The following is a 22,204-nucleotide window of genomic DNA, read 5'->3' on the forward strand; positions in this document are numbered from 1 at the left end:
CCCCCGGTCGGCGCGTTGCCGGCCTTTTCCCCGCTATTGAACCGGAGAATCCCATGCTCAAACGTCCTCTGGCGGTCGCCGCCGGTCTCGTGCTGTCTTGCTGTGCCGTCATTGCCCAGGCTGCTGACACCCTGCGGGTAAGCGCCATCCCGGACGAAGCGCCGACCGAACTGCAGCGCAAGTTCAAGCCGCTGGGCGAATACCTTTCCAAGCAGTTGGGCATGGACGTGAAGTTCGTACCGGTGGCCGATTACCCGGCGGTGGTCGAGTCGCTGGCTTCCAATCGTCTGGACATGGCCTGGCTGGGCGGCTTCACCTTCGTCCAAGTGCACTTGAAGGACCCGACCGCCACGCCGCTGGTGCAGCGCGAGCAGGATGCCCAGTTCACCTCCAAGTTCATCACCGCCAACCCGGATGTGAAGAGCCTGGCCGACCTCAAGGGCAAATCGTTCGCCTTCGGTTCGATTTCCTCGACTTCCGGCAGCCTGATGCCGCGTTACTTCATGCTCAAGGAAGACAACATCAAGCCTGAGAGCTACTTCAGCCGCGTTGCCTACTCCGGCGCCCACGATGCCACCGTGGCCTGGGTCCAGGCTGGCAAGGTCGATGGCGGCGTGCTCAACGCCAGTGTCTGGCAGAAGCTGGTCGATGCCGGCAAGGTCGACACCAACAAGGTCAAGGTCTTTGCCACCACTCCGACCTACTACGACTACAACTGGACCGTGCGCGGCAACCTGGACCCGGCCCTGAAGCAGAAAATCAAGGCCGCTTTCCTGGCGCTGGACCCAGCCAACCCGGAGCACAAGGCGATCCTCGACCTGCAGGCCGCCAGCCGCTTCATCGAAACCAAGCCTGAAAACTACGTAGGCACCGAGCAAGCTGCCCGTGAGGCCGGTCTGCTCAAGTGACTATTCATCTGCACGGCGCCAGCCTGCGCCATGGCCAGGTTCGCGCCCTCGATGCGGTGAGCCTGCGCATCGACAAAGGTGAGCGGGTGGCGATCATCGGCCCTTCCGGGGCCGGCAAGTCGAGCCTGCTGCACCTGATGGCGACGGCGGTCCAGCCCAGTGCCGGGCGCCTGGAGCTGCTCGGCCAGCAACCTTGGGCGCTGTCTGCCAGAGCCCGCCAGCGCCTGCGCGCGCGGGTGGGCCTGGTGCACCAGGCGCCGCCGTTGCCACCGCGCCAGCGTGTGGTCACGGCGGTGCTGGCCGGGCGCCTGGGGCAGTGGGGCATCCTGCGTGGCCTGCTCAACCTGATCTACCCGAGCGATGTGCCTGGGGCTCGTCAGGCTTTGGCCGAGCTGGGACTGGCGGACAAACTGTTCGTTCAGTGTGGGCAGTTGTCCGGCGGTCAGTTGCAGCGAGTCGGCATTGCCCGAGCGTTGTATCAGCGGCCTGAAGTGTTGCTGGCCGATGAGCCGGTTTCGGCCATGGACCCGGTGCTCGCCGACCACAGCCTGGCTCTGCTCAATCGTCATGCCCAGGACAACGGCGTGACCTTGGTGGCCAGCCTGCACGCAGTCGATCTGGCACTGGCGCACTTTCCCCGAGTGATCGGGATCCGCGAAGGTCAGGTCGCATTCGACTGCCCTGCCCAGGCGGTGACCGAGAGCCTGCTTGATGCGCTTTATGCCAACGAACAGCTGGCCTCGCCGCCCACCCCTGGGCCGACCCTGACGGTACAGATCCCGCGATGCTGAAGGCCGACACACGCGACCCTGCGGCATTGCCCCGGCTGTTGCTGACCTTGCTCGCTCTGGCGTTGCTGTGGCCTGGGCTGCGCTTGAGCGAGCTGAACCCTGGTGTGCTGCTGCAGGCGGAAAACCGTCAGCAGATGGGCAGCTTCGTCAGCGCTTTCTGGCCACCGGCGCACGATAGCGACTTTCTCTCGCTGCTCTTCGAAGCCACCTTGCAGACACTGGCCGTGGCCACTGCTGGCATGGCCTTGGCATTGCTGCTCGCGGTGCCGACCAGCCTTTTGGCCAGTCGCGCCCTGTCGCTGAGGGCCGCCTCACGCGGTGGTCGCCCGGGGCTGTGGTCGCGGCTGCTGCGCATGCCGGTGCGCGGCTTGCTGGTATTTTTGCGCAGCGTGCCGGAGATCGTCTGGGCTTTATTGTTCGTGCGCGCCGTTGGCCTTGGGCCTACGGCTGGCGTGCTGGCGATTGCCATCACCTACGCCGGCATGCTCGGCAAGGTCTACGCGGAAATCTTCGAATCGGTCGACCAGCGCCCGGCCCATGCGCTGTTGCAGGCCGGAAGCGGGCGGTTGATGGCGTTCTTCTACGGCATCTTGCCCGGCGCTGCCGCGGAGGTGGTGTCCTACACCGTGTATCGCTGGGAGTGTGCGGTGCGGGCCTCGGTGGTAATGGGCTTTGTCGGTGCGGGCGGCCTGGGGCAGCAGATCGACTTGTCCATGCGCATGTTCGCCGGGGCCGAGGTCGCGAGCATGCTGCTGGCGTTCCTGGTGCTGGTGGTGCTGGCCGATCTGCTCAGCCGGGTGCTGCGGGGGAGGCTGGCATGAACCGGGTGATCAACCTGCTGATCGTCGTCGCGATTCTCGCCGCTGTGGTGGCGTCGTTCAGCTACCTCGAGCTGGACATGGCGTCGGTGGTCGGCAACGGCGGGCTGGCGCAGATGGGCGAATATGCACGCCGATTCCTGAGCCCGGACCTGTCCACCGAGCACCTGCGAGCCGTAGGCAAGGGCGCACTGGAGACACTGGCCATGTCTGGGCTTGGAACCCTGCTGGCAATGGTACTCGGCCTGTTGCTGGCGCTGCCGGCCGCCGGCCGCTTCGGCTGGCCGCTGCAGGGCGCTGCGCGGTTGCTGCTCAATGCCTTGCGTGCAATCCCTGAGCTCGTCTGGGCCGCTTTGACCGTGCTCGCTGCGGGCCTAGGCCCCAACGCCGGCACCCTGGCTTTGGCCCTGCATACTGCAGGCGTATTGGGCCGCCTGTTCGCCGAGGCCCTGGAAAACGCCCCCGCCGAGCCTGCTGCCGCCATCCGCCTGCAAGGTGGCAGCCAGGCTGCGGCGTTCTGCTTCGGCACCTTGCCCAATCTCTGGCCGCAATTGCTTGCCTACAGCCTCTATCGTTGGGAAAACAATATCCGCATGGCCAGCGTGCTCGGTTTCGTCGGCGCCGGCGGGCTGGGACAGATGCTCTACACCACCCTGAGCCTGTTCCAGGAGGCCCAGGCCAGCACCGTGATCATCGGCATGCTGGTGCTGGTGTTGCTGGTGGATGCCTTCAGCGACGTGCTGCGCCAGCGGTACGTGCGCGCCTGAGCCCTTGGTGGGCTGCGCTCACTAGGAAAGGGCCGGGGAAGCGAGGGTCAAGCGAGCACCTGCCTCATCTGCACCAATGCCACTCGGCTGCCATCCGGCGCCTGGCGCTCTTCGATGCCAAACGGCACGAAGCCCAGCTGTGGATAAAGCAGCAAACCCGCCGTGTTGTGGTTGAAGCACGATACCCACACCTCCCGTGCCGCGAATCGCTCCCGCGCCTGGTCGATCATGCATTGCACCAGATAGCGGGCCACGCCGTGGCCTCGCGCGGCAGGGGCCACCACCACGTTGCCCAAGGCGCACACGCCACCATGCTCGGCCTTGTAGAAATTGGCAAAGCCCAGCACCACGCCATCGCCTTCGATCACCGTCGATCCGCTGCGCTGGGCGATGGCATCGCTCAGTTGGTCGGGCGTGAGCGGGTAGGTGGCCTTCGGGAACATGTAGAAGAGCTCGTCCGGGCCTTGAGGGAAGCAGCAGATAGCGGCGATGTCGTCGTGGCGTACGGGGCGGTGTGACAGCTTCATGGGGTATGCCTTGGATCAGTGGGGCTCACTTCAAGGATACATCGTTGAACTTGAGTGCCTGTGTGCCGTTATCCCGTGTTGAGAAGATCAGCTTGATCGAAGGCGAATGCTCGACCTTTCTATCCGTTTCCTGAAAGACGAGGCTCACTGTCGTGGGTACGTTACGCAACAGTTGGAAGTTGCTCCAATAACTTTGCTGTTGCTGACCGACCCGCAACTCCTTGATCTGGATCGGGGCGCCTGCCTCGTCGAAGAACCTGCTGGCATTCTCGAATCTGAACTCACGGTCCATATCCAGGTTGGTCAGGGTGAACGTGCAGTTGGGGAAACGGCCAATGCTTTCGCAACCGACCAGCTCGATACGAACGCTATCCACAACCTCCATGCGCTTGCCCAGCAGGTTATTGCCATCGTTCTCAATGACCATCGACTGCACCTTGGCGAACTCGAACGACGGTTTTGCGTATTCGGTCCCGAGAATGAAAAAGGCGAAGGATAGACCGGCGATCAGAAAGGTCATCACTGTGCCATGGATCATCTTGGGCAGGTTGCGGATCTGCCAGCAAACCGATAGCGCACCCAATACCGTGAACACGCTTACCAGCAGCACGATATTGCGCCAATTGATGAAGCCGAAGCCGAACACACTAGGGTCGGGCACCAGGTATGTAATGATCGCCCACATGCCGCCGAGGACGACGCCAAGGCCTGTCATGATCTTGGCGACCAGCGAGGTGATCTGATTGCTGCGGGTGGAAAGCTCAGGGGCTTGCGCTTGGGTCATTCGAACTCCATTTCGTGCATCGTGGCAGGATGGGTGATTTCAAAATGACATTATCCGGTTGGTTGAAGCGCCGGTAAAGCTGCTGCGATGGCAGATGCCACGCCAGCCTGGTAGGAGCGGGCTTGCCCCGCGAACAAGGGCGAAGCCCTTGCCATGCCGGCGCGTTTCCAGGCCAGACCAACCGCGGGCCCGCTCCCACAGGGTTTCCCGAATCAAATGGCGATGCATCGTTCGATGAGAGAGCGGGCTTATCCGATGATGTGCCTATGGCTGTGCGCGCTGGCGCCCAACCTCCACGTCATCCATGATCGCCTTGGCCATATCGCTGAGCAGATGTGCCGCCCAGCCGAGGTCCGCCTCGCCATCGGTCGCCGCCAGCAGCGTCATTCGCCGCACACACTGCAGCATCGCCGAGGCCTGGTCCAACGCCAAGATCGCGTCCTGTCCCGGTTCCACCCGAAACAAAGGCGCATCACCCGTGCCGTAGCCAAAGCAGGTCACGCCTACTGTCTTGGTTGTCATCGTCATGCTTGTCAGTGGCGTACCTGAACCTTGCTCAGCGCCATTTCCACCATGCCGCGAGCCGCCTCGATCTCGTGCATCGTGGCCAGGGTCAGCGCCTGAGCGGATGAGGCCTGATGGGCGAGGGTGTTCTGCTGGGCGATGGAGAGGGCGCAAACCAGGTATTCGGAGGTCTGCATCAGGATGTCTTCGAGAGAATGGGCGAGCTCGGTGGGGTAGGGTGGGTCGGGGACGATCTTTAACATGGTGGTCTCCTAGCTTCGGGAAGGCGCCACCACCATTTGCTGTCAAACAAGAGGGTGGCGGCAGTACGCGGGTTGACAGACCGAGGAAGCTAGGCACTCGGCGCGCCCGAAGGCGCCCCACGTACAACCGCCATAAAAGCGAATTGATGCGTCGGTAGCTTCGAATCGGCCTGTCAAAGCCGGTCGTTGAATTGGCAACGACAGGCCGAGACTAGAACCCGATCCAGAGCACCGCAATGGCTTGAAGGGGACAGGGAGTATGTTTGGGAAACAGCCTACAGGGAATGCGGGAAATCTGAAAATATGAGGAGTCGCGCATACCTTGTGGGAGCTGGCTTGTCCCGCGATCAAGGTCGAAGTCCGTGCCATGCAAGCGCGTTTCCAGGCCCGGCCAATCGCGGGACAAGCCCGCTCCTACAGGAGACGCGCTATGGCCTTTGGAGAAGAGGCCAAATCCCGGGCACAAAAAAACCGACCATAAGGTCGGTTTTTTCCGGATCTTGGTGCCCCGAGGGAGACTCGAACTCCCACTCCTTTCGAAAACGGATTTTGAATCCGCCGCGTCTACCAATTCCGCCATCAGGGCTTGTGGGGGCGCAGTATAGAGAGCCGCCGTGGGTCGGTCAATCGGGTTTCATGGTCAATTTTCGTTCGTTGGGCTAAACTTTCCGACCCTGTCGAACCGAACACCATCATGCGCGTCGCCGATTTTTCCTTCGAACTCCCCGATTCCCTGATCGCCCGTCATCCCCTGGCCGAGCGCCATGGCAGCCGTCTGCTGGTCCTAGATGGGCCGAGCGGGGAGCTGGCGCACCGGCAATTCACCGACTTGCTGGAATACCTGCGCCCCGGCGACCTGATGATCTTCAACAATACCCGGGTCATCCCGGCGCGGTTGTTCGGCCAGAAGGCCTCCGGTGGCAAGCTGGAAGTGCTGGTCGAGCGCGTGCTGGACAGCTACCGGGTGCTGGCCCATGTGCGTGCCAGCAAGGCGCCCAAGCCGGGCACGCAAATCCTCATCGATGGCGGTGGCGAGGCCGAGATGGTGGCGCGCCACGAGACGCTGTTCGAGCTGCGCTTCACCGAGGAGGTGCTGCCGCTGCTGGACCGTGTCGGGCACATGCCGCTGCCGCCATACATCGATCGTCCGGACGAAGGTGCCGACCGCGAGCGCTACCAGACGGTCTATGCCGAGCGTGCGGGCGCCGTGGCGGCGCCGACCGCAGGCCTGCATTTCGATGAGGCCCTGCTGGAAAGGATCGCCGCCAAGGGCGTGGAACGTGCCTTCGTCACCTTGCATGTGGGCGCCGGTACCTTCCAGCCGGTGCGCGTGGACAAGATCGAAGACCACCACATGCACAAGGAGTGGCTGGAGGTCAGCCAGGAGGTGGTGGACGCTGTCCAGGCCTGTCGCGCCCGAGGTGGCCGGGTAATTGCCGTGGGTACCACCAGCGTGCGCTCGCTGGAGAGCGCCGCCCGTGATGGCCAGTTGAAGGCTTTCAGCGGCGACACCGATATCTTCATCTACCCGGGTCGGCCGTTCCATGTGGTCGATGCCTTGGTCACCAACTTCCACCTGCCGGAGTCCACGCTGCTGATGCTGGTCTCGGCCTTCGCCGGCTACCCCGAGACCATGGCTGCCTACGCGGCGGCGGTCGAACAGGGGTACCGCTTCTTCAGTTACGGTGATGCCATGTTCATCACCCGCAATCCGGCGCCACGCGGCCCCGAGGATCAAGCATGAGTCGCACCTGTCGAATGTCGTTCGAACTGCTGGCCACCGACGGCAAGGCCCGTCGCGGCCGTCTGACTTTCCCCCGTGGCACGGTAGAGACTCCGGCGTTCATGCCGGTGGGTACCTATGGCACGGTCAAGGGCATGCTGCCACGCGACATCGAAGCGATCGGCGCCGAAATCATCCTGGGCAACACCTTCCACCTGTGGCTACGTCCAGGCACCGAGGTGATCAAGAAGCACGGCAGCCTGCACGATTTCATGCAGTGGAAAGGCCCGATTCTCACCGACTCCGGTGGTTTCCAGGTGTTCAGCCTCGGCGCCATGCGCAAAATCAAAGAAGAGGGCGTAACCTTCGCCTCGCCGGTCGATGGCTCCAAGGTGTTCATGGGCCCCGAGGAGTCCATGCAGGTCCAGCGTGACCTGGGCTCGGACATCGTGATGATCTTCGACGAATGCACGCCATACCCGGCCGAGCACGACGTGGCGCGCACCTCCATGGAGCTGTCGCTGCGCTGGGCCCAGCGCTCGAAGAATGCTCACGCCGACAACACAGCGGCGCTGTTCGGTATCGTTCAGGGCGGTATGTATCAAGACCTGCGCATGCGCTCGCTCGAAGCGCTCGAAAACATCGGTTTTGACGGCCTGGCCATTGGCGGTCTGTCGGTGGGCGAGCCCAAGCACGAGATGATCAAGGTGCTGGACTACCTGCCAGGCCAGATGCCGGCTGACAAACCTCGTTACCTTATGGGGGTAGGCAAGCCGGAGGATCTTGTAGAGGGTGTGCGCCGCGGCGTCGACATGTTCGACTGCGTGATGCCGACGCGCAATGCGCGCAACGGCCATCTGTTCGTCGATACCGGGGTGATCAAGATCCGTAACGCGTTCCATCGTCATGATGATTCGCCGCTCGATCCGACCTGTGATTGCTACACCTGCACCAACTTCTCGCGCGCGTATCTTCATCATCTGGATAAATGCGGCGAAATGTTGAGCAGCATGCTGAATACCATCCACAACTTGCGCCATTACCAGCGCTTGATGGCCGGTTTACGCGAGGCTATTCAACAAGGTAAATTGGCCGCCTTTGTCGACGCCTTCTATGCCAAGCGCGGGCTGCCTGTGCCGCCTTTGGACTGACTGTTCGCATCCATTATTAGAAAATATCCATTAGGAGTGCCCAATGAGCTTCTTGATTCCCGCCGCCTACGCGGACGCAGCAGCCCCTGCCGCCGGCCCTGCCGGTACCGGTTTTGAATGGATCTTCCTGGTCGGTTTCCTGGTCATCTTCTATCTGATGATCTGGCGCCCACAGGCCAAGCGTGCCAAGGAGCAGAAGAACCTGCTGAGCAACTTGCAAAAAGGTGACGAAGTTGTCACCAACGGCGGTATCGCCGGCAAGATCGTCAAAGTCTCCGATGACTTCGTGGTACTGGAAGTGTCCGACAACGTCGAGCTGAAGTTCCAGAAGGGCGCCGTTGCCGCGACCCTGCCAAAAGGTACGCTCAAGGCTATCTGAGTTACCGGTTATCTTTTCCAGTCGGGGCGCGCAACGCGCCCCGCGTCTTGAACGGGCGGCGTGATGCTGAACAAATACCCTCTGTGGAAATACCTGCTGATCCTGCTGGTACTGGCGATCGGCTTTATTTATTCCGCTCCCAACCTCTACCCGGATGACCCGGCGGTGCAGATCAGCGGTGCGAGCTCCGCGCTGCATGTGAGCCAGGCCGATTTGGATCGCGCCACCAAGGCGCTGACCGATGCCGGTATCGCCGTCAAGGGCGGCAGCCTGGGTGAGAAGGGCAGTGCGCTGGTGCGCCTGACCAACCAGGAAGACCAGCTCCCAGCCAAGGATGTGGTACGCAAGGCACTGGGCGATGATTACGTCGTGGCCCTGAACCTGGCCCAGACCACCCCGCAATGGCTGCGCAACCTCGGCGCCAGCCCGATGAAACTGGGCCTGGACCTGTCCGGTGGTGTGCACTTCCTGCTGGAAGTGGACATGGACAAGGCCATGAGCGCCCGTATGAAAGTCTACGAAGGCGAGGTCAAGACCTTGCTGCGCAAAGAGCGCATCCGCTATCGCAGCCTGCCCCAGCAGGACGGCGCGATCATGCTGGGCTTTGCCGACGATGCCACCCGCGAACAGGCTCGCAGCCTGGTCCGCAAGAATTTCAATGACTTCGACCTGACCACCACCGAGCGCAACGAGCTCGCCGTGCTGCGTCTGGCGCTGACCCCGGCCAAAGTCGCCGAGATCCGCGAATACTCGATCAAGCAGAACCTGACCACCGTCCGTAACCGGGTCAACGAGCTGGGCGTCGCCGAGCCGCTGGTTCAGCGTCAGGGTGCCAACCGTATCGTGGTCGAGCTGCCAGGCGTGCAGGACACCGCCGAGGCCAAGCGTATCCTGGGCAAGACCGCCAACCTGGAGTTTCGCTTCGGCGCCGAGCCGGGCGCGTCCAAGGCTACCACCGAGGTCTTCGAGTTCCGCGAAGGTGGCCGTTCCGCTGCAGTCGAGCGTGGCCTGATCATCACAGGCGACCAGGTGACCGACGCCCAGGCCAGCTTCGATGAGCATGGCCGTCCGCAGGTGAACATCCGTCTCGATGGTCACGGCGGCGAGCTGATGAGCCGCGCTACCCGTACCAACGTCGGGCGCAGCATGGCGGTGATCTTCATCGAGCAGAAGCCGATGACCCGCTACGAGAAGCAGATGGTCAACGGTGTCGAGAAAGACGTCGCGGTCCAGACCTTCAAGGAAGAGAAGAAGATCATCAGCCTGGCGACCATCCAGTCGCCGCTGGGCAGCCAGTTCCGTATCACCGGCCTGAACGGCCAGGGCGAATCGTCCGAGCTGGCCCTGCTGCTGCGCGCTGGTGGCCTGGCGGCGCCGATGTACTTTGCCGAAGAGCGCACCATCGGCCCGAGCCTGGGTGCCGACAACATCACCAAGGGTATCGATGCGTCCCTGTGGGGCATGCTGTTCGTCTCGCTGTTCATCATCGCCATCTACCGTGCCTTCGGCGTGCTGGCGACCATCGCCCTGGCGGGCAACATGGTATTGCTGTTGGCGCTGATGTCGCTGCTGGGCGCTACCCTGACCCTGCCGGGTATCGCCGGTATCGTACTGACCATGGGTATGGCGGTGGACGCCAACGTGCTGATCTTCTCGCGTATCCGTGAAGAGATCGCGGCGGGCATGTCGGTTCAGCGCGCCATTCACGAAGGCTTCAACCGTGCCTACTCGGCGATCGTCGATGCCAACCTGACCACGCTGCTGGTCGGCGGCATCCTGTTCGCCATGGGTACCGGTCCGGTTAAAGGCTTCGCCGTCACCATGTCCCTCGGGATTTTCACCTCGATGTTCACCGCCGTCATGATGACCCGTGCACTGGTCAACCTGACTTGTGGCGGGCGTGACATCAAGAAGCTGTGGGTTTGAGGGAGCTGACATGAAAACCATCAACTTCATGGGCGTACGCAACGTCGCGTTCGCCATCACTGCGCTCCTGACTGTCCTGGCGTTGTTCAGCTGGTGGCAAAAGGGCCTGAACTTCGGCCTGGACTTCACCGGCGGTACGCTGATCGAGCTGACCTATGAGCGTCCTGCGGACCTCAAGGCGGTCCGTGCCGAGCTGGTCGACTCCGGCTTCCACGAGGCTGTCGTGCAGAGCTTCGGCGCCACCACCGACCTGCTGGTGCGTATGCCTGGTGACGACCCGCAATTGGGTAATAAGGTGGCCGAAGCCCTGCAGAAGGCAGGTGGCGACAATCCGGCAACCGTCAAGCGTGTCGAGTTCGTCGGCCCTCAGGTGGGCGAGGAGCTGCGTGACCAGGGTGGCCTGGGCATGCTCCTGGCGCTGGGGGGCATCCTGGTCTACCTGGCATTCCGCTTCCAGTGGAAGTTCGCCGTTGGTGCAATCGTCTCGCTGATCCACGACGTGGTGGTGACGCTGGGTATCCTGTCGTTCTTCCAGATCACCTTCGACCTGACGGTGCTGGCGGCGGTCCTGGCGATCATTGGTTACTCGCTCAACGACACCATCGTCGTCTTCGACCGGGTACGTGAAAACTTCCGCGTCATGCGCAAGGCCTCGCTGATCGAGAACATCAACGTTTCGACCACCCAGACCCTGCTGCGTACCATCGCCACCTCGGTGTCGACCTTGCTGGCTATCGCTGCGCTGCTGTTCTTCGGTGGTGACAACCTGTTCGGCTTCTCCCTGGCGCTGTTCATCGGTGTCATGGCGGGTACCTACTCGTCGATCTACATCGCCAACGTGGTGCTGATCTGGCTGAATCTGAGCAGTGAAGACCTGATTCCGCCCGCCAAGACTGACGGTGTGGACGACCGTCCGTAAGGTTGTTTCCTACGCCATTTGGCGTAAAGAGAGGCGCGAGTATTGAACTCGCGCCTTTTTTTTTGCTCCAAGGCTGGGAGAAGGCGGGCGCGAGCCCGCAGGTGCGATCAGGAGGTTCACGTGAATAAATCAATGCTAGTGGGTGCGGTTCTGGGTGCTGTCGGTGTAACCGCCGGAGGTGCTGTGGCGACCTACAGCTTGGTGAACAAGGGGCCGGAGTACGCCCAGGTCACGGACGTGCAGCCCATCAAGGAAACCATCAAGACGCCGCGTCAGGTCTGCCGGGACGTCGCGGTCACGCGTCAGGCGCCGGTCAAGGACCAGCATCAGATCGCCGGTACCGTGGTCGGAGCAATCGCAGGTGGCCTGCTGGGTAACCAGATCGGTGGCGGCACCGGCAAGAAGATCGCGACCGTGGCCGGTGCGGTCGGTGGCGGCTATGCGGGAAACAAGGTGCAGGAGGGGATGCAGGAGCGTGACACCTATACCACCACGCAAACCCGCTGCAACACCGTCAATGACCTGAGCGAGAAAGTGGTCGGCTACAACGTGACCTACTCCATTGGAGACAAGGTCGGGCGGGTGAAAATGAACCACGAGCCGGGTTCGACCATCCCGCTGGACAAGAACGGCAACCTGGTCCTTAGCGAAAACCAGGCAGGACAATGACGCTCACGCCGGCACTCTGGTGCTGGCCGCTTCGCGGGTGAGTCCGCGCTCCCACAGGTTCTAGGCTTGCACAGCGCTTGTGGTCTTTCTCTGAACCATAAAAAAAGCACCCCGAGGGGTGCTTTTTTTATGCGGCAATCGGCGCTTAGCGTTTCATGTGCTCGGGCAGGTGTGGCTGGATGGCAGTCAGCACGGCCTTGAAGCACTTGATGTTGCCGGCGACGATGTGGCCTTTGTCGAGGAAGTCGTGGCCGCCATTGAAGTCGCTCACCAGTCCACCAGCTTCCTGGATCAGCAGTACACCAGCGGCCATGTCCCACTCGGACAGGCCCGACTCCCAGAAGGCGTCGAAACGGCCGGCAGCAACATAGGCCAGGTCCAGGCTCGCGGAGCCGGCCCGACGGATGCCGGCGGTCTGGCCAGTCAGGGCGCGGAACATACCCAGGTAGTTGTCCAGATCGGCCATCTGGTTGTCGCGGAACGGGAAGCCGGTACCCAGCAGGGCGCCTTCCAGGCTGGTGCGCGAGCTGACGCGCAGGCGACGGCCGTTGAGTTGCGCGCCGCGACCCCGGCTGGCGGTGAATTCTTCCTGGCGAACCGGATCGACGATGACGGCGTGCTCAAGGCGGCCACGGTACTTGCAGGCGATGCTGACGGCGAAGTGAGGAACGCCACGCAGGAAGTTGGTGGTACCGTCCAGTGGGTCGATGATCCACAGGTAGTCCTTGCCTTCCTCGCCGGAGCCGGCGTGCAGGCCGGTCTCTTCACCCTGGATGGAGTGGTTCGGGTAGGCCTTGCGCAGGGCGTTGACGATGGTCTGCTCGGCGGCGCGATCGACTTCGGAGACGTAATCCTTGGCGTCTTTCTCGTCGACCTTGAGGCTATCCAGGCGTTCGATGGAGCGGAAAATCAGTTCACTGGCGCTGCGAGCGGCGCGCAGCGCGATATTCAGCATAGGCTGCATGGGCGTTTCACCTGGGATGTTAAAGAAGAAAGCCGCACATTCTATCAGAAAACTGTTCCGGCAGAAGGGTGACATTTGCTTTCATGGCGTTACGTCTGTCGGTTCTGTAAGATCGACTCCCCCTTTTCCTGTCTCTGTGAGCTCTACACCTTGCTGCAAAATATTCGTGTTGTTCTGGTCAATACCAGCCACCCCGGCAATATCGGCGGCGCTGCGCGAGCCATGAAAAACATGGGCTTGTCGCGCCTGGTGCTGGTCCAGCCACTGGATTTCCCTTCGGTGGACGCCACCGCCCGCGCATCCGGCGCCGATGACGTGCTGGAAAACGCCCAAGTGGTCGACAGCCTGGAAGCGGCGCTGGTCGGCTGCAGTCTGGCGATCGGCACCAGTGCCCGCGATCGCAGCATTCCCTGGCCCTTGCTCGACCCCCGCGAATGCGGTGCAAAGACCGTCGAGCAGGCGGGGGCTGGTGAGGAAATCGCCCTGGTGTTCGGTCGTGAGCACGCCGGTCTGACCAACGAAGAGCTGCAGCGATGTCACTTCCACGTGCACATTCCCTCGAACCCCGACTTCAGTTCGCTGAACCTTGCCGCCGCGGTCCAGGTGCTCGCCTACGAGGTGCGCATGGCTTGGCTGGCGGCACAAGGTTCGCCAACCAAGGTCGAGAAGTTCGAAGCCAACTCGCTGCGTAGCGGTGAGCTGGCGACCATGGACGAAATGGAGCTGTTCTACGAACACCTGGAGAAGACCCTGGTGGAAATCGGCTTCCTCGACCCTGAAAAGCCCAAGCACCTGATGCCGCGACTGCGCAGGCTCTATGGGCGCAGCTCGGTCAATCGTTCGGAAATGAGCATTTTGCGCGGCATTCTCACCGAGACCCAGAAAGTCGCCCGGGGCGAGCCGCATAAACGGAAGGACTAGAAAGAGATGTTCGAGCGTCTGCGTGAAGATATCCAGAGCGTATTCCATCGGGACCCGGCGGCGCGCAACGCCTTCGAGGTGCTGACCTGCTACCCGGGCATGCATGCAATCTGGCTGCACCGCCTGGGCCACGCATTGTGGATTCGTGACTTCAAGTGGCTGGCGCGCCTGGTGTCGAACTTCGGTCGCTGGCTCACCGGCATCGAGATCCATCCGGGAGCGACCATCGGACGGCGCTTCTTCATCGACCATGGCATGGGCATCGTCATCGGCGAAACCGCCGAAATTGGCGACGACGTCACCCTCTACCAGGGCGTGACCCTCGGCGGCACCAGCTGGAACAAGGGTAAGCGCCATCCGACCCTCGAGAATGGCGTGGTGGTGGGGGCGGGCGCCAAGGTGCTTGGTCCGTTCACCGTCGGGGCCGGGGCCAAGATAGGCTCCAACGCCGTGGTCACCAAGGCAGTGCCTGCGGGTGCCACAGCGGTCGGCATTCCGGGGCGTATCATCGTCAAGACCGAGGACACCGAGGTCGAAGCCAAGCGCAAGGCCATGGCTGAAAAAATCGGTTTCGATGCCTACGGCGTCAGTGGCGATATGCCTGACCCAGTTGCCCGTGCGATCGGTCAGATGCTCGATCATCTGCAAGCGGTCGACGAGCGGCTGGAAGGTATGTGCGGGGCGCTGACCAAACTCGGTAGCGATTATTGCGGCAAGGAGCTGCCTGCGCTGCCCGAGGAAGACTTCGTCGAAGTTAAGCAAGCCGCACAGAGCGACACTCAGCCGCATTGATTACGGCGCCATGACACACGGGGCGTGTGCTCGCGCCCCTGGTCTGTTAAACTCGCGCCCGCCTCCCTGATGCAAACCCGACTAAAGCAGTAGGTCTAATAGTTGACTTAAATGCTCGGGAATCGCATACTCGCTCACATCCTGTAACTCCCGTGGTACCCATTAGCCATGCGACTGACTACCAAAGGCCGATATGCCGTGACCGCCATGCTCGATCTGGCGTTGCACGCGCAGCATGGGCCGGTGTCTTTGGCCGACATTTCCGAGCGCCAGGGCATTTCCCTCTCTTATCTGGAGCAGCTGTTCGCCAAGTTGCGCCGCAGCAGCCTGGTTTCCAGCGTGCGCGGCCCGGGTGGCGGCTACCAGCTGTCGCGGGGCATGGAAACCATCCAGGTGGCCCAGGTCATCGATGCGGTCAACGAATCGGTCGATGCCACCCGTTGCCAGGGCCTGGGGGACTGTCACGCCGGTGACACCTGTCTGACCCATCACCTGTGGTGCGACCTCAGCCAGCAGATCCATGAATTCCTTAGCGGTATCAGCCTGGCCGACCTCGTCATGCGCCGCGAGGTGCAGGAAGTCGCCCACCGCCAGGACCTGCGACGCGTCGCGGGCCGTACCGCCCAGCTGGACAAGATTGAGACGTCCGCCGTCGACTGATAGCAGCGACGAGCGACGCCACCGCCTGATAGGAGATACTCAATGAAGTTGCCGATCTACCTCGATTACTCCGCGACCACTCCGGTCGATCCCCGTGTCGCCCAGAAGATGGCCGACTGCCTGCTGGTCGACGGGAACTTCGGTAATCCGGCCTCGCGCTCCCACGTCTTCGGCTGGAAAGCCGAGGAAGCGGTCGAGAACGGCCGTCGCCAAGTCGCCGAGCTGATCAACGCCGACCCGCGCGAGATCGTCTGGACCAGCGGTGCCACCGAGTCCGACAACCTCGCCCTCAAAGGCGTGGCGCACTTCTATCAGACCAAGGGCAAGCACATCATCACCTCCAAGATCGAGCACAAAGCGGTCCTGGATACCGCTCGCCAGCTCGAGCGTGAAGGTTTCGAAGTCACCTACCTGGAGCCGGGTGAAGACGGCATCGTCACCCCGGCAATGGTCGAGGCTGCACTGCGCGAAGACACCATCCTGGTCTCGCTGATGCACGTGAACAACGAAGTCGGCTCGATCAACGACATCGCCGCCATCGGTGAGCTGACCCGCTCGCGTGGTGTGCTGTTCCATGTCGACGCCGCGCAGTCGGCCGGCAAGGTCGAGATCGACCTGCAGAAGCTCAAGGTCGACCTGATGTCGTTCTCGGCGCACAAGGTCTATGGTCCGAAGGGCATCGGCGCGCTGTACGTCAGCCGCAAACCACGTGTACGCCTGGAAGCCATCATCCATGGTGGTGGTCATGAGCGCGGCATGCGTTCAGGCACCCTGCCGACCCACCAGATCGTCGGCATGGGCGAGGCCTTCGCCATCGCCAAGCAGGAAATGGCCGCCGAGAACGCGCGCATCAAGGCCCTGAGCGACCGCTTCTTCGAGCAGGTATCCAACCTCGAAGAGCTGTACGTCAACGGCAGCCGCACTGCCCGCGTGCCGCACAACCTGAACCTGAGCTTCAACTACGTTGAAGGCGAATCGCTGCTGATGTCGCTCAAGGACATCGCCGTATCGTCCGGTTCGGCCTGTACCTCCGCTTCGCTCGAGCCGTCCTATGTGCTGCGCGCCCTGGGGCGCAACGACGAACTGGCGCACAGCTCGATCCGCTTTTCCTTCGGCCGCTTCACCACCGAGGAAGAAGTCGACTACGCCGCGCAGAAAGTCTGCGAGGCCGTGAACAAACTGCGTGAGCTGTCGCCGCTGTGGGACATGTACAAAGACGGCGTTGACATCTCCAAGATCGAGTGGGCCGCCCACTAAGCAGTCGCCAGCAAGAGCGGCTCCCTGATGAGGAAGGAATTGCACCATGGCATACAGTGAAAAGGTCATCGACCACTACGAAAACCCACGCAACGTCGGCAAGATGAACGCCGATGATCCGGATGTCGGTACCGGCATGGTCGGCGCGCCGGCTTGCGGCGACGTCATGCGCCTGCAGATCAAGGTCAACGAGCAAGGCGTCATCGAAGACGCCAAGTTCAAGACCTACGGTTGTGGCTCGGCGATCGCCTCCAGCTCCCTGGCCACTGAGTGGATGAAGGGCAAGACTCTGGACGAAGCCGAGACCATCAAGAACACCCAGCTGGCCGAAGAACTGGCGTTGCCGCCGGTGAAGATCCACTGTTCGGTACTTGCCGAGGACGCCATCAAGGCGGCCGTGCGCGATTACAAGCAGAAGAAAGGCTTGCTCTAAGTCGCCTGTCGCAAGGCCACTGACGTTGAGGAAAGAGTTCCGATGGCTATCAGCATGACAGAAGCCGCCGCCAACCACGTGCGGCGTTCCCTCGAAGGGCGCGGCAAGGGCGAAGGCATCCGCCTGGGCGTGCGCACCACCGGCTGCTCGGGCTTGGCTTACGTCCTGGAGTTCGTTGATGAGCTGGCCGCCGAAGACCAAGTGTTCGAGAACCATGGCGTGAAGGTCATCATCGACCCGAAGAGCCTGGTGTACCTCGATGGCACCGAGCTGGACTTCGTCAAGGAAGGGTTGAACGAAGGCTTCAAGTTCAACAACCCCAACGTGCGCGGTGAGTGTGGCTGCGGCGAAAGCTTCAATGTCTGAGGCTTGACGTGGGTACTCCTTGCCATTTCGCTCTGTTTGACCTCCAGCCTGGTTTCCGTCTGGACCTCGATAAACTGGCCAATCGCTATCGCGAGCTGGCCCGTGAGGTCCATCCGGACCGTTTCGCCGATGCCTCCGAGCGTGAGCAGCGCGTGGCGCTGGAAAAATCGGCGGCACTGAACGACGCCTACCAGACTCTGCGCAGCGCACCGCGCCGTGCCCGTTACCTGCTGGCCATCAGTGGCCATGAAGTGCCCCAGGAAGTCACCGTGCACGACCCGGACTTCCTCCTGCAACAGATGCAGTGGCGCGAAGAGCTCGAAGAGCTGCAGGACGAAGCCGATCTGGAAGGTGTGGCGGTGTTCAAGAAGCGCCTGAAGGCTGCGCAGGAGACGTTGAACGAGGACTTCGCCGCCTGCTGGGACGTGGCTGGCGAGCGTGACAGGGCCGAGCGCCTGATGCGCCGCATGCAGTTCCTCGACAAGCTCGCCCAGGAAGTGCGCCAACTCGAAGAGCGCCTCGACGATTAACTCCGGCGTTGCCCGTGACGACGCCTAAGGTACTCAGATAAGCATGGCCCTACTGCAGATCGCCGAACCCGGTCAAAGCCCTCAGCCTCACCAGCGTCGCCTGGCGGTGGGGATTGACCTGGGCACCACCAACTCCTTGGTCGCTGCCGTGCGCAGTGGTCGCAGCGAACCCCTGCCCGATGAGCAGGGCAACGTCATTTTGCCGTCCGCGGTGCGCTACCTCGACGGCCGCAGCGAAGTCGGCCTGGCTGCGCGCGAAGCCGCTTCAAGCGACCCGCTCAACACCATTCTTTCGGTCAAGCGCCTGATGGGGCGTGGCTTGGCCGACGTCAAGCAATTGGGTGAGCAACTGCCGTACCGCTTCGTCGGCGGCGAGTCGCATATGCCGTTCATCGAAACTGTCCAGGGGCCCAAGAGCCCGGTGGAAGTGTCTGCAGACATTCTCAAGGTATTGCGCCAGCGCGCCGAGCAGACCCTCGGTGGTGAGCTGGTGGGGGCTGTGATCACCGTTCCGGCCTATTTCGACGATGCCCAGCGCCAAGCCACCAAGGACGCTGCGCGCCTGGCCGGTCTTAATGTCTTGCGCCTGCTCAACGAGCCTACCGCAGCTGCCGTGGCCTATGGCCTGGACCAGAACGCTGAAGGGCTGGTGGCCATCTATGACCTGGGTGGTGGCACCTTCGATATTTCCATCCTGCGCCTGACCGGTGGTGTCTTCGAAGTCCTCGCCACTGGCGGCGACACGGCCTTGGGTGGCGACGATTTCGACCATGCCATCGCCGGCTGGATCATCGAACAGGCCGGTCTTTCGTCCGACCTTGACCCGTCTGCCCAGCGCCAGCTGTTGCAGGCTGCCTGTGCTGCCAAAGAAGCCCTGACCGACGCCGATGTCGTCAGCGTGCGTCATGGCGACTGGCACGGAGAGTTGAGCCGTGCCGGTTTCGAAGCGCTGATCGAACCGCTCATTGCCCGTAGCCTCAAGGCCTGCCGCCGCGCCGTGCGCGACAGTGGCGTTGAGCTCGAGGAGGTCGGTGCGGTGGTGATGGTCGGTGGATCGACCCGCGTACCTCGCGTTCGCGAGGCGGTGGGTGGCCTGTTCGGCCGTACTCCGCTGACTTCGATCGATCCGGACCAAGTGGTTGCCATCGGTGCTGCCATCCAGGCCGATACGCTGGCCGGCAACCGTCGTGAAGGCGGCGAACTGCTCTTGCTGGACGTCATCCCGCTGTCCCTGGGCCTGGAAACCATGGGCGGGCTGATGGAGAAGGTGATCCCGCGCAACACGACCATTCCGGTGGCTCGCGCGCAGGAGTTCACCACCTACAAGGATGGCCAGTCGGCCATGATGATCCACGTCCTGCAGGGCGAGCGCGAGCTGATCAGCGATTGCCGTTCGCTGGCGCGCTTCGAGCTGCGCGGCATCCCGGCCATGGTGGCGGGCGCGGCGAAGATCCGCGTCACCTTCCAGGTGGATGCCGATGGCCTGCTCAGCGTCTCGGCCCGTGAGCTGGGTTCGGGCGTTGAGTCCAGTATCCAGGTCAAGCCGTCTTATGGGCTGACCGACGGCGAAATCGCCCGCATGCTCAAGGATTCCTTCGAGCATGCCGGTTCCGACAAGCAGGCGCGCCAGTTGCGCGAGCATCAGGTCGACGCTGAACGCCTGCTCGAAGCGGTGCAGGGCGCCTTGGATGCCGATGGCGATCGACTGCTCAGCAGCGAAGAGCGCGAAGCGATCGAGTACCAGATGCAAGAATTGCGTGATTTGCTCAGCGGCACCGATGGCGCGGCCATCGAGCAGCAGACCAAGCGTCTGTCGCAGGTGACCGATGCATTTGCCGCCCGTCGCCTTGATTCGACGGTCAAAGCCGCACTGGCCGGGCGCAACCTGAATGAGATCGAGGAGTAACCGATGCCCCAGGTGATTTTCCTGCCGCACGAGAAGTTCTGCCCGGATGGGCTGGTGGTGGAGGTGGAGCCAGGCACCAATATCCTGGAGTTGGCTCACGAGCACCACATCGAAATGGAGAGCGCCTGCGGTGGCGTTTGTGCCTGCACCACCTGTCATTGCATCGTCCGCGAGGGTTTCGACTCGCTGGAGGAAGCCGATGAGCTGGAAGAGGATATGCTGGACAAGGCCTGGGGTCTGGAGGCGCAATCGCGTCTGGCCTGCCAGGTGATCGTCGGGGAAGAAGACCTGACCATCGAGATTCCCAAGTATTCGCTCAACCACGCCGCCGAAGCGCCGCACTGAGGTTTCAGCATGAGCCTGAAATGGATTGATGTACTTGAGATCGCCATCCAGCTTGCGGAAAGCAAGCCGGACGTCGATCCTCGTTATGTGAATTTCGTCGATCTGCACCGCTGGGTGCTGGCTTTGCCAGAGTTCAGCGACGATCCGTCACGCGGCGGTGAGAAGGTGCTCGAGGCCATCCAGGCGGCCTGGATCGAAGAAGCCGACTGAGCGTTACCTGCAGGTTAGGCAATCCCCTGGAACCCGCGTATAATTCGCGGGTTTAATTTTTCGCAACACTCAATTTTCTGGAGTTATCCATGGCTGTTCAACGTACTTTCTCCATCATCAAGCCTGACGCCGTCGCCAAGAACGTCATCGGCGAAATCACCACTCGTTTCGAGAAAGCCGGCCTGCGCGTCGTCGCTTCGAAAATGAAGCAACTGTCCAAAGCCGAAGCCGAAGGCTTCTACGCTGAGCACAAAGAGCGCGGTTTCTTCGCTGATCTGGTTGCCTTCATGACCTCTGGTCCAGTCATCGTTCAGGTTCTGGAAGGCGAAAACGCCGTTCTGGCCAACCGTGAGCTGATGGGCGCTACCAACCCGAAAGAAGCTGCTGCCGGCACCATCCGCGCCGACTTCGCCGTTTCCATCGACGAGAACGCTGTCCACGGTTCCGACTCGGAAGCTTCGGCTGCCCGCGAAATCGCTTACTTCTTCTCCGCTACCGAGCTGTGCGACCGCATTCGCTAAGCGAAGCAGGTCTTGGGTGATTCCATGAGTGACATGACTGGCAAGATCAACCTGTTGGGCCTGACCCTGCAGGAAATGGAAAAATTCTTCGAGTCCATCGGAGAGAAGCGTTTTCGTGCCGGTCAGGTCATGAAATGGATTCACCACTTTGGCGTCGATGATTTCGCTGCCATGACCAATGTCGGCAAGGCCTTGCGCGAAAAGCTCGAGGCCGTTGCCGAGATTCGGGCTCCGGAAGTGGTCAGCGAAGACATTTCCGCCGACGGTACCCGCAAGTGGGTGGTCCGCGTTGCCTCCGGCAGCTGCGTCGAGACCGTCTACATTCCCACCGACGATCGCGGCACCCTCTGCGTTTCGTCCCAAGCCGGCTGCGCGCTGGATTGCAGTTTCTGCTCCACCGGCAAGCAAGGCTTCAACAGCAACCTCACTGCCGCCGAAGTGATCGGCCAGGTGTGGCTTGCCAACAAATCCTTCGGGACCGTCCCGGCCAAGATCGACCGCGCCATTACCAACGTGGTCATGATGGGCATGGGCGAACCGCTTTTGAATTTTGACAATGTCATCGCCGCCATGAAGATCATGATGGATGATCTGGGCTATGGCATTTCCAAGCGCCGCGTCACGCTTTCCACCTCGGGCGTGGTGCCGATGATCGACGAGCTGGCCAAGCACATCGATGTGTCCCTGGCCCTGTCGCTGCACGCGCCCAATGACGAACTGCGCAACCAACTGGTACCGATCAACAAGAAGTACCCGCTGAAGATGCTGCTCGAATCGTGCATGGGCTACATGTCGACCCTGGGCGGCAAGCGTGTGCTTACCATTGAGTACACCCTGCTCAAGGACGTCAACGACCAGCCCGAGCATGCCGCCCAGATGATCGAGCTGCTGCGCGATGTGCCGTGCAAAATCAACCTGATCCCGTTCAACCCGTTCCCGCATTCGGGCTACGAGCGGCCGAGCAACAATGCCATCCGCCGCTTCCAGGATCTGCTGCACCACGGTGGCTTCAATGTCACCACCCGCACTACCCGCGGCGAAGACATCGATGCCGCCTGTGGTCAACTGGTCGGCCAGGTCATGGATCGCACCCGTCGCAGCGAGCGCTACATCGCCGTGCGCCAGTTGAGCGCCGATGCAGAGCGCCAAGACAACGCCCCGCGCCACTGA

The 22,204-nt window shown here is 62.0% G+C and carries 27 protein-coding genes and 1 tRNA gene; 22 read left to right on the top strand and 6 right to left on the bottom strand.

From position 1 onward, the window contains the following. Positions 1 to 53 precede the first annotated feature (53 nt). From BLS27_RS14000 to phnE, 4 genes are read left to right on the top strand one after another with little or no spacing between them, the layout of a single operon-like run. Positions 54 to 908 (top strand): putative selenate ABC transporter substrate-binding protein, encoded by an 855-nt coding sequence (locus BLS27_RS14000; RefSeq protein WP_043208053.1) that lies wholly within the window; start codon positions 54 to 56, stop codon positions 906 to 908. Beyond that, a complete protein-coding gene (locus tag BLS27_RS14005) occupies positions 905 to 1,699 on the top strand; it encodes a phosphonate ABC transporter ATP-binding protein (RefSeq protein ID WP_043208056.1) in 795 nt (264 codons plus the stop codon). The genes BLS27_RS14000 and BLS27_RS14005 overlap by 4 nt, the downstream gene beginning before the upstream one ends. Continuing rightward, positions 1,693 to 2,520, top strand: coding sequence for a PhnE/PtxC family ABC transporter permease (locus BLS27_RS14010; RefSeq protein WP_090345264.1), 828 nt, complete (start codon positions 1,693 to 1,695; stop codon positions 2,518 to 2,520). Before BLS27_RS14005 ends, BLS27_RS14010 begins: the two co-directional genes overlap by 7 nt. After that, positions 2,517 to 3,284 (top strand): phosphonate ABC transporter, permease protein PhnE, encoded by a 768-nt coding sequence (gene phnE / locus BLS27_RS14015; RefSeq protein ID WP_043208061.1) that lies wholly within the window; start codon positions 2,517 to 2,519, stop codon positions 3,282 to 3,284. The genes BLS27_RS14010 and phnE overlap by 4 nt, the downstream gene beginning before the upstream one ends. Before the next feature lie 47 nt (positions 3,285 to 3,331). Here the strand turns inward: phnE and BLS27_RS14020 are convergent, their stop codons facing one another. The 5 genes from BLS27_RS14020 to BLS27_RS14040 all read right to left on the bottom strand — a co-directional run bounded on the left by BLS27_RS14020 (position 3,332) and on the right by BLS27_RS14040 (position 5,948). Beyond that, the gene (locus tag BLS27_RS14020; protein WP_043208062.1) at positions 3,332 to 3,811 is read right to left on the bottom strand and encodes a GNAT family N-acetyltransferase; all 480 of its coding nucleotides are present in this window, start codon (positions 3,809 to 3,811) and stop codon (positions 3,332 to 3,334) included. Between the two features lie 25 nt (positions 3,812 to 3,836). Beyond that, positions 3,837 to 4,595 (bottom strand): hypothetical protein, encoded by a 759-nt coding sequence (locus BLS27_RS14025; protein ID WP_090345266.1) that lies wholly within the window; start codon positions 4,593 to 4,595, stop codon positions 3,837 to 3,839. Positions 4,596 to 4,859: 264 nt separating this feature from the next. Then, positions 4,860 to 5,117 (bottom strand): DUF3077 domain-containing protein, encoded by a 258-nt coding sequence (locus BLS27_RS14030; RefSeq protein ID WP_167358101.1) that lies wholly within the window; start codon positions 5,115 to 5,117, stop codon positions 4,860 to 4,862. Between the two features lie 11 nt (positions 5,118 to 5,128). Next, positions 5,129 to 5,362 (bottom strand): hypothetical protein, encoded by a 234-nt coding sequence (locus tag BLS27_RS14035; protein ID WP_084858502.1) that lies wholly within the window; start codon positions 5,360 to 5,362, stop codon positions 5,129 to 5,131. Positions 5,363 to 5,863: 501 nt separating this feature from the next. Then, positions 5,864 to 5,948, bottom strand: a tRNA-Leu gene (locus tag BLS27_RS14040). Positions 5,949 to 6,056: 108 nt separating this feature from the next. On the opposite strand from BLS27_RS14040, the gene queA reads away from it, so the two are divergent. The 6 genes from queA to BLS27_RS14070 all read left to right on the top strand — a co-directional run bounded on the left by queA (position 6,057) and on the right by BLS27_RS14070 (position 12,129). Then, positions 6,057 to 7,106, top strand: a complete 1,050-nt coding sequence (queA, locus tag BLS27_RS14045; RefSeq protein WP_090345272.1) for a tRNA preQ1(34) S-adenosylmethionine ribosyltransferase-isomerase QueA — start codon at positions 6,057 to 6,059, stop codon at positions 7,104 to 7,106. A 14-nt stretch (positions 7,107 to 7,120) separates the two neighbouring features. Further along, positions 7,121 to 8,236: a tRNA guanosine(34) transglycosylase Tgt gene (tgt, locus tag BLS27_RS14050; protein ID WP_167358102.1), complete on the top strand. Its 1,116-nt coding sequence runs from the start codon at positions 7,121 to 7,123 to the stop codon at positions 8,234 to 8,236. A gap of 43 nt (positions 8,237 to 8,279) precedes the next feature. Continuing rightward, positions 8,280 to 8,615, top strand: a complete 336-nt coding sequence (gene yajC, locus BLS27_RS14055) for a preprotein translocase subunit YajC (RefSeq protein WP_023382222.1) — start codon at positions 8,280 to 8,282, stop codon at positions 8,613 to 8,615. 63 nt (positions 8,616 to 8,678) lie between these two features. Then, positions 8,679 to 10,541 (top strand): protein translocase subunit SecD, encoded by a 1,863-nt coding sequence (gene secD / locus BLS27_RS14060; protein WP_090345274.1) that lies wholly within the window; start codon positions 8,679 to 8,681, stop codon positions 10,539 to 10,541. Positions 10,542 to 10,551: 10 nt separating this feature from the next. Beyond that, positions 10,552 to 11,460, top strand: coding sequence for a protein translocase subunit SecF (secF, locus tag BLS27_RS14065; protein ID WP_043208072.1), 909 nt, complete (start codon positions 10,552 to 10,554; stop codon positions 11,458 to 11,460). 120 nt (positions 11,461 to 11,580) lie between these two features. Then, the gene (locus BLS27_RS14070; RefSeq protein ID WP_043208074.1) at positions 11,581 to 12,129 is read left to right on the top strand and encodes a glycine zipper 2TM domain-containing protein; all 549 of its coding nucleotides are present in this window, start codon (positions 11,581 to 11,583) and stop codon (positions 12,127 to 12,129) included. Between the two features lie 145 nt (positions 12,130 to 12,274). On the opposite strand, the gene suhB is transcribed toward BLS27_RS14070, so the two are convergent. Then, a complete protein-coding gene (gene suhB, locus BLS27_RS14075) occupies positions 12,275 to 13,093 on the bottom strand; it encodes a type III secretion system regulator SuhB (protein ID WP_043208077.1) in 819 nt (272 codons plus the stop codon). A 150-nt stretch (positions 13,094 to 13,243) separates the two neighbouring features. Between suhB and trmJ the strand changes: the two genes are divergently transcribed. From trmJ to rlmN, 12 genes are all read left to right on the top strand, one after another. Further along, complete coding sequence (gene trmJ / locus BLS27_RS14080; protein ID WP_090345276.1) at positions 13,244 to 14,014, top strand: tRNA (cytosine(32)/uridine(32)-2'-O)-methyltransferase TrmJ; 771 nt, start codon at positions 13,244 to 13,246, stop codon at positions 14,012 to 14,014. A gap of 6 nt (positions 14,015 to 14,020) precedes the next feature. Further along, positions 14,021 to 14,806, top strand: coding sequence for a serine O-acetyltransferase (cysE, locus tag BLS27_RS14085; protein ID WP_043208082.1), 786 nt, complete (start codon positions 14,021 to 14,023; stop codon positions 14,804 to 14,806). 168 nt (positions 14,807 to 14,974) lie between these two features. Beyond that, complete coding sequence (gene iscR, locus BLS27_RS14090; protein WP_043208084.1) at positions 14,975 to 15,466, top strand: Fe-S cluster assembly transcriptional regulator IscR; 492 nt, start codon at positions 14,975 to 14,977, stop codon at positions 15,464 to 15,466. A gap of 42 nt (positions 15,467 to 15,508) precedes the next feature. Then, complete coding sequence (locus BLS27_RS14095) at positions 15,509 to 16,723, top strand: IscS subfamily cysteine desulfurase (protein ID WP_043208086.1); 1,215 nt, start codon at positions 15,509 to 15,511, stop codon at positions 16,721 to 16,723. 46 nt (positions 16,724 to 16,769) lie between these two features. Beyond that, a complete protein-coding gene (iscU, locus tag BLS27_RS14100) occupies positions 16,770 to 17,156 on the top strand; it encodes a Fe-S cluster assembly scaffold IscU (protein WP_043208088.1) in 387 nt (128 codons plus the stop codon). Positions 17,157 to 17,198: 42 nt separating this feature from the next. Beyond that, complete coding sequence (gene iscA, locus BLS27_RS14105) at positions 17,199 to 17,522, top strand: iron-sulfur cluster assembly protein IscA (protein WP_043208089.1); 324 nt, start codon at positions 17,199 to 17,201, stop codon at positions 17,520 to 17,522. A gap of 8 nt (positions 17,523 to 17,530) precedes the next feature. Further along, entirely contained in the window at positions 17,531 to 18,052 is a 522-nt protein-coding gene (hscB, locus tag BLS27_RS14110) for a co-chaperone HscB (RefSeq protein WP_090345278.1), read from the top strand. Positions 18,053 to 18,095: 43 nt separating this feature from the next. Continuing rightward, a complete protein-coding gene (gene hscA, locus BLS27_RS14115; RefSeq protein ID WP_090345280.1) occupies positions 18,096 to 19,958 on the top strand; it encodes a Fe-S protein assembly chaperone HscA in 1,863 nt (620 codons plus the stop codon). Positions 19,959 to 19,961: 3 nt separating this feature from the next. After that, positions 19,962 to 20,303 carry an ISC system 2Fe-2S type ferredoxin gene (gene fdx, locus BLS27_RS14120; protein WP_043208095.1) on the top strand — a complete coding sequence of 114 codons (342 nt, stop codon included), beginning with the start codon at positions 19,962 to 19,964 and terminating at the stop codon, positions 20,301 to 20,303. A gap of 9 nt (positions 20,304 to 20,312) precedes the next feature. Further along, positions 20,313 to 20,513, top strand: coding sequence for a Fe-S cluster assembly protein IscX (gene iscX, locus BLS27_RS14125; protein WP_023382209.1), 201 nt, complete (start codon positions 20,313 to 20,315; stop codon positions 20,511 to 20,513). Between the two features lie 89 nt (positions 20,514 to 20,602). Beyond that, positions 20,603 to 21,034, top strand: a complete 432-nt coding sequence (gene ndk, locus BLS27_RS14130; protein WP_023382208.1) for a nucleoside-diphosphate kinase — start codon at positions 20,603 to 20,605, stop codon at positions 21,032 to 21,034. Between the two features lie 24 nt (positions 21,035 to 21,058). Further along, complete coding sequence (gene rlmN / locus BLS27_RS14135) at positions 21,059 to 22,204, top strand: dual-specificity RNA methyltransferase RlmN (RefSeq protein WP_043208097.1); 1,146 nt, start codon at positions 21,059 to 21,061, stop codon at positions 22,202 to 22,204.

It is taken from the genome of Pseudomonas guariconensis, assembly GCF_900102675.1.
Classification (GTDB): domain Bacteria; phylum Pseudomonadota; class Gammaproteobacteria; order Pseudomonadales; family Pseudomonadaceae; genus Aquipseudomonas; species Aquipseudomonas guariconensis.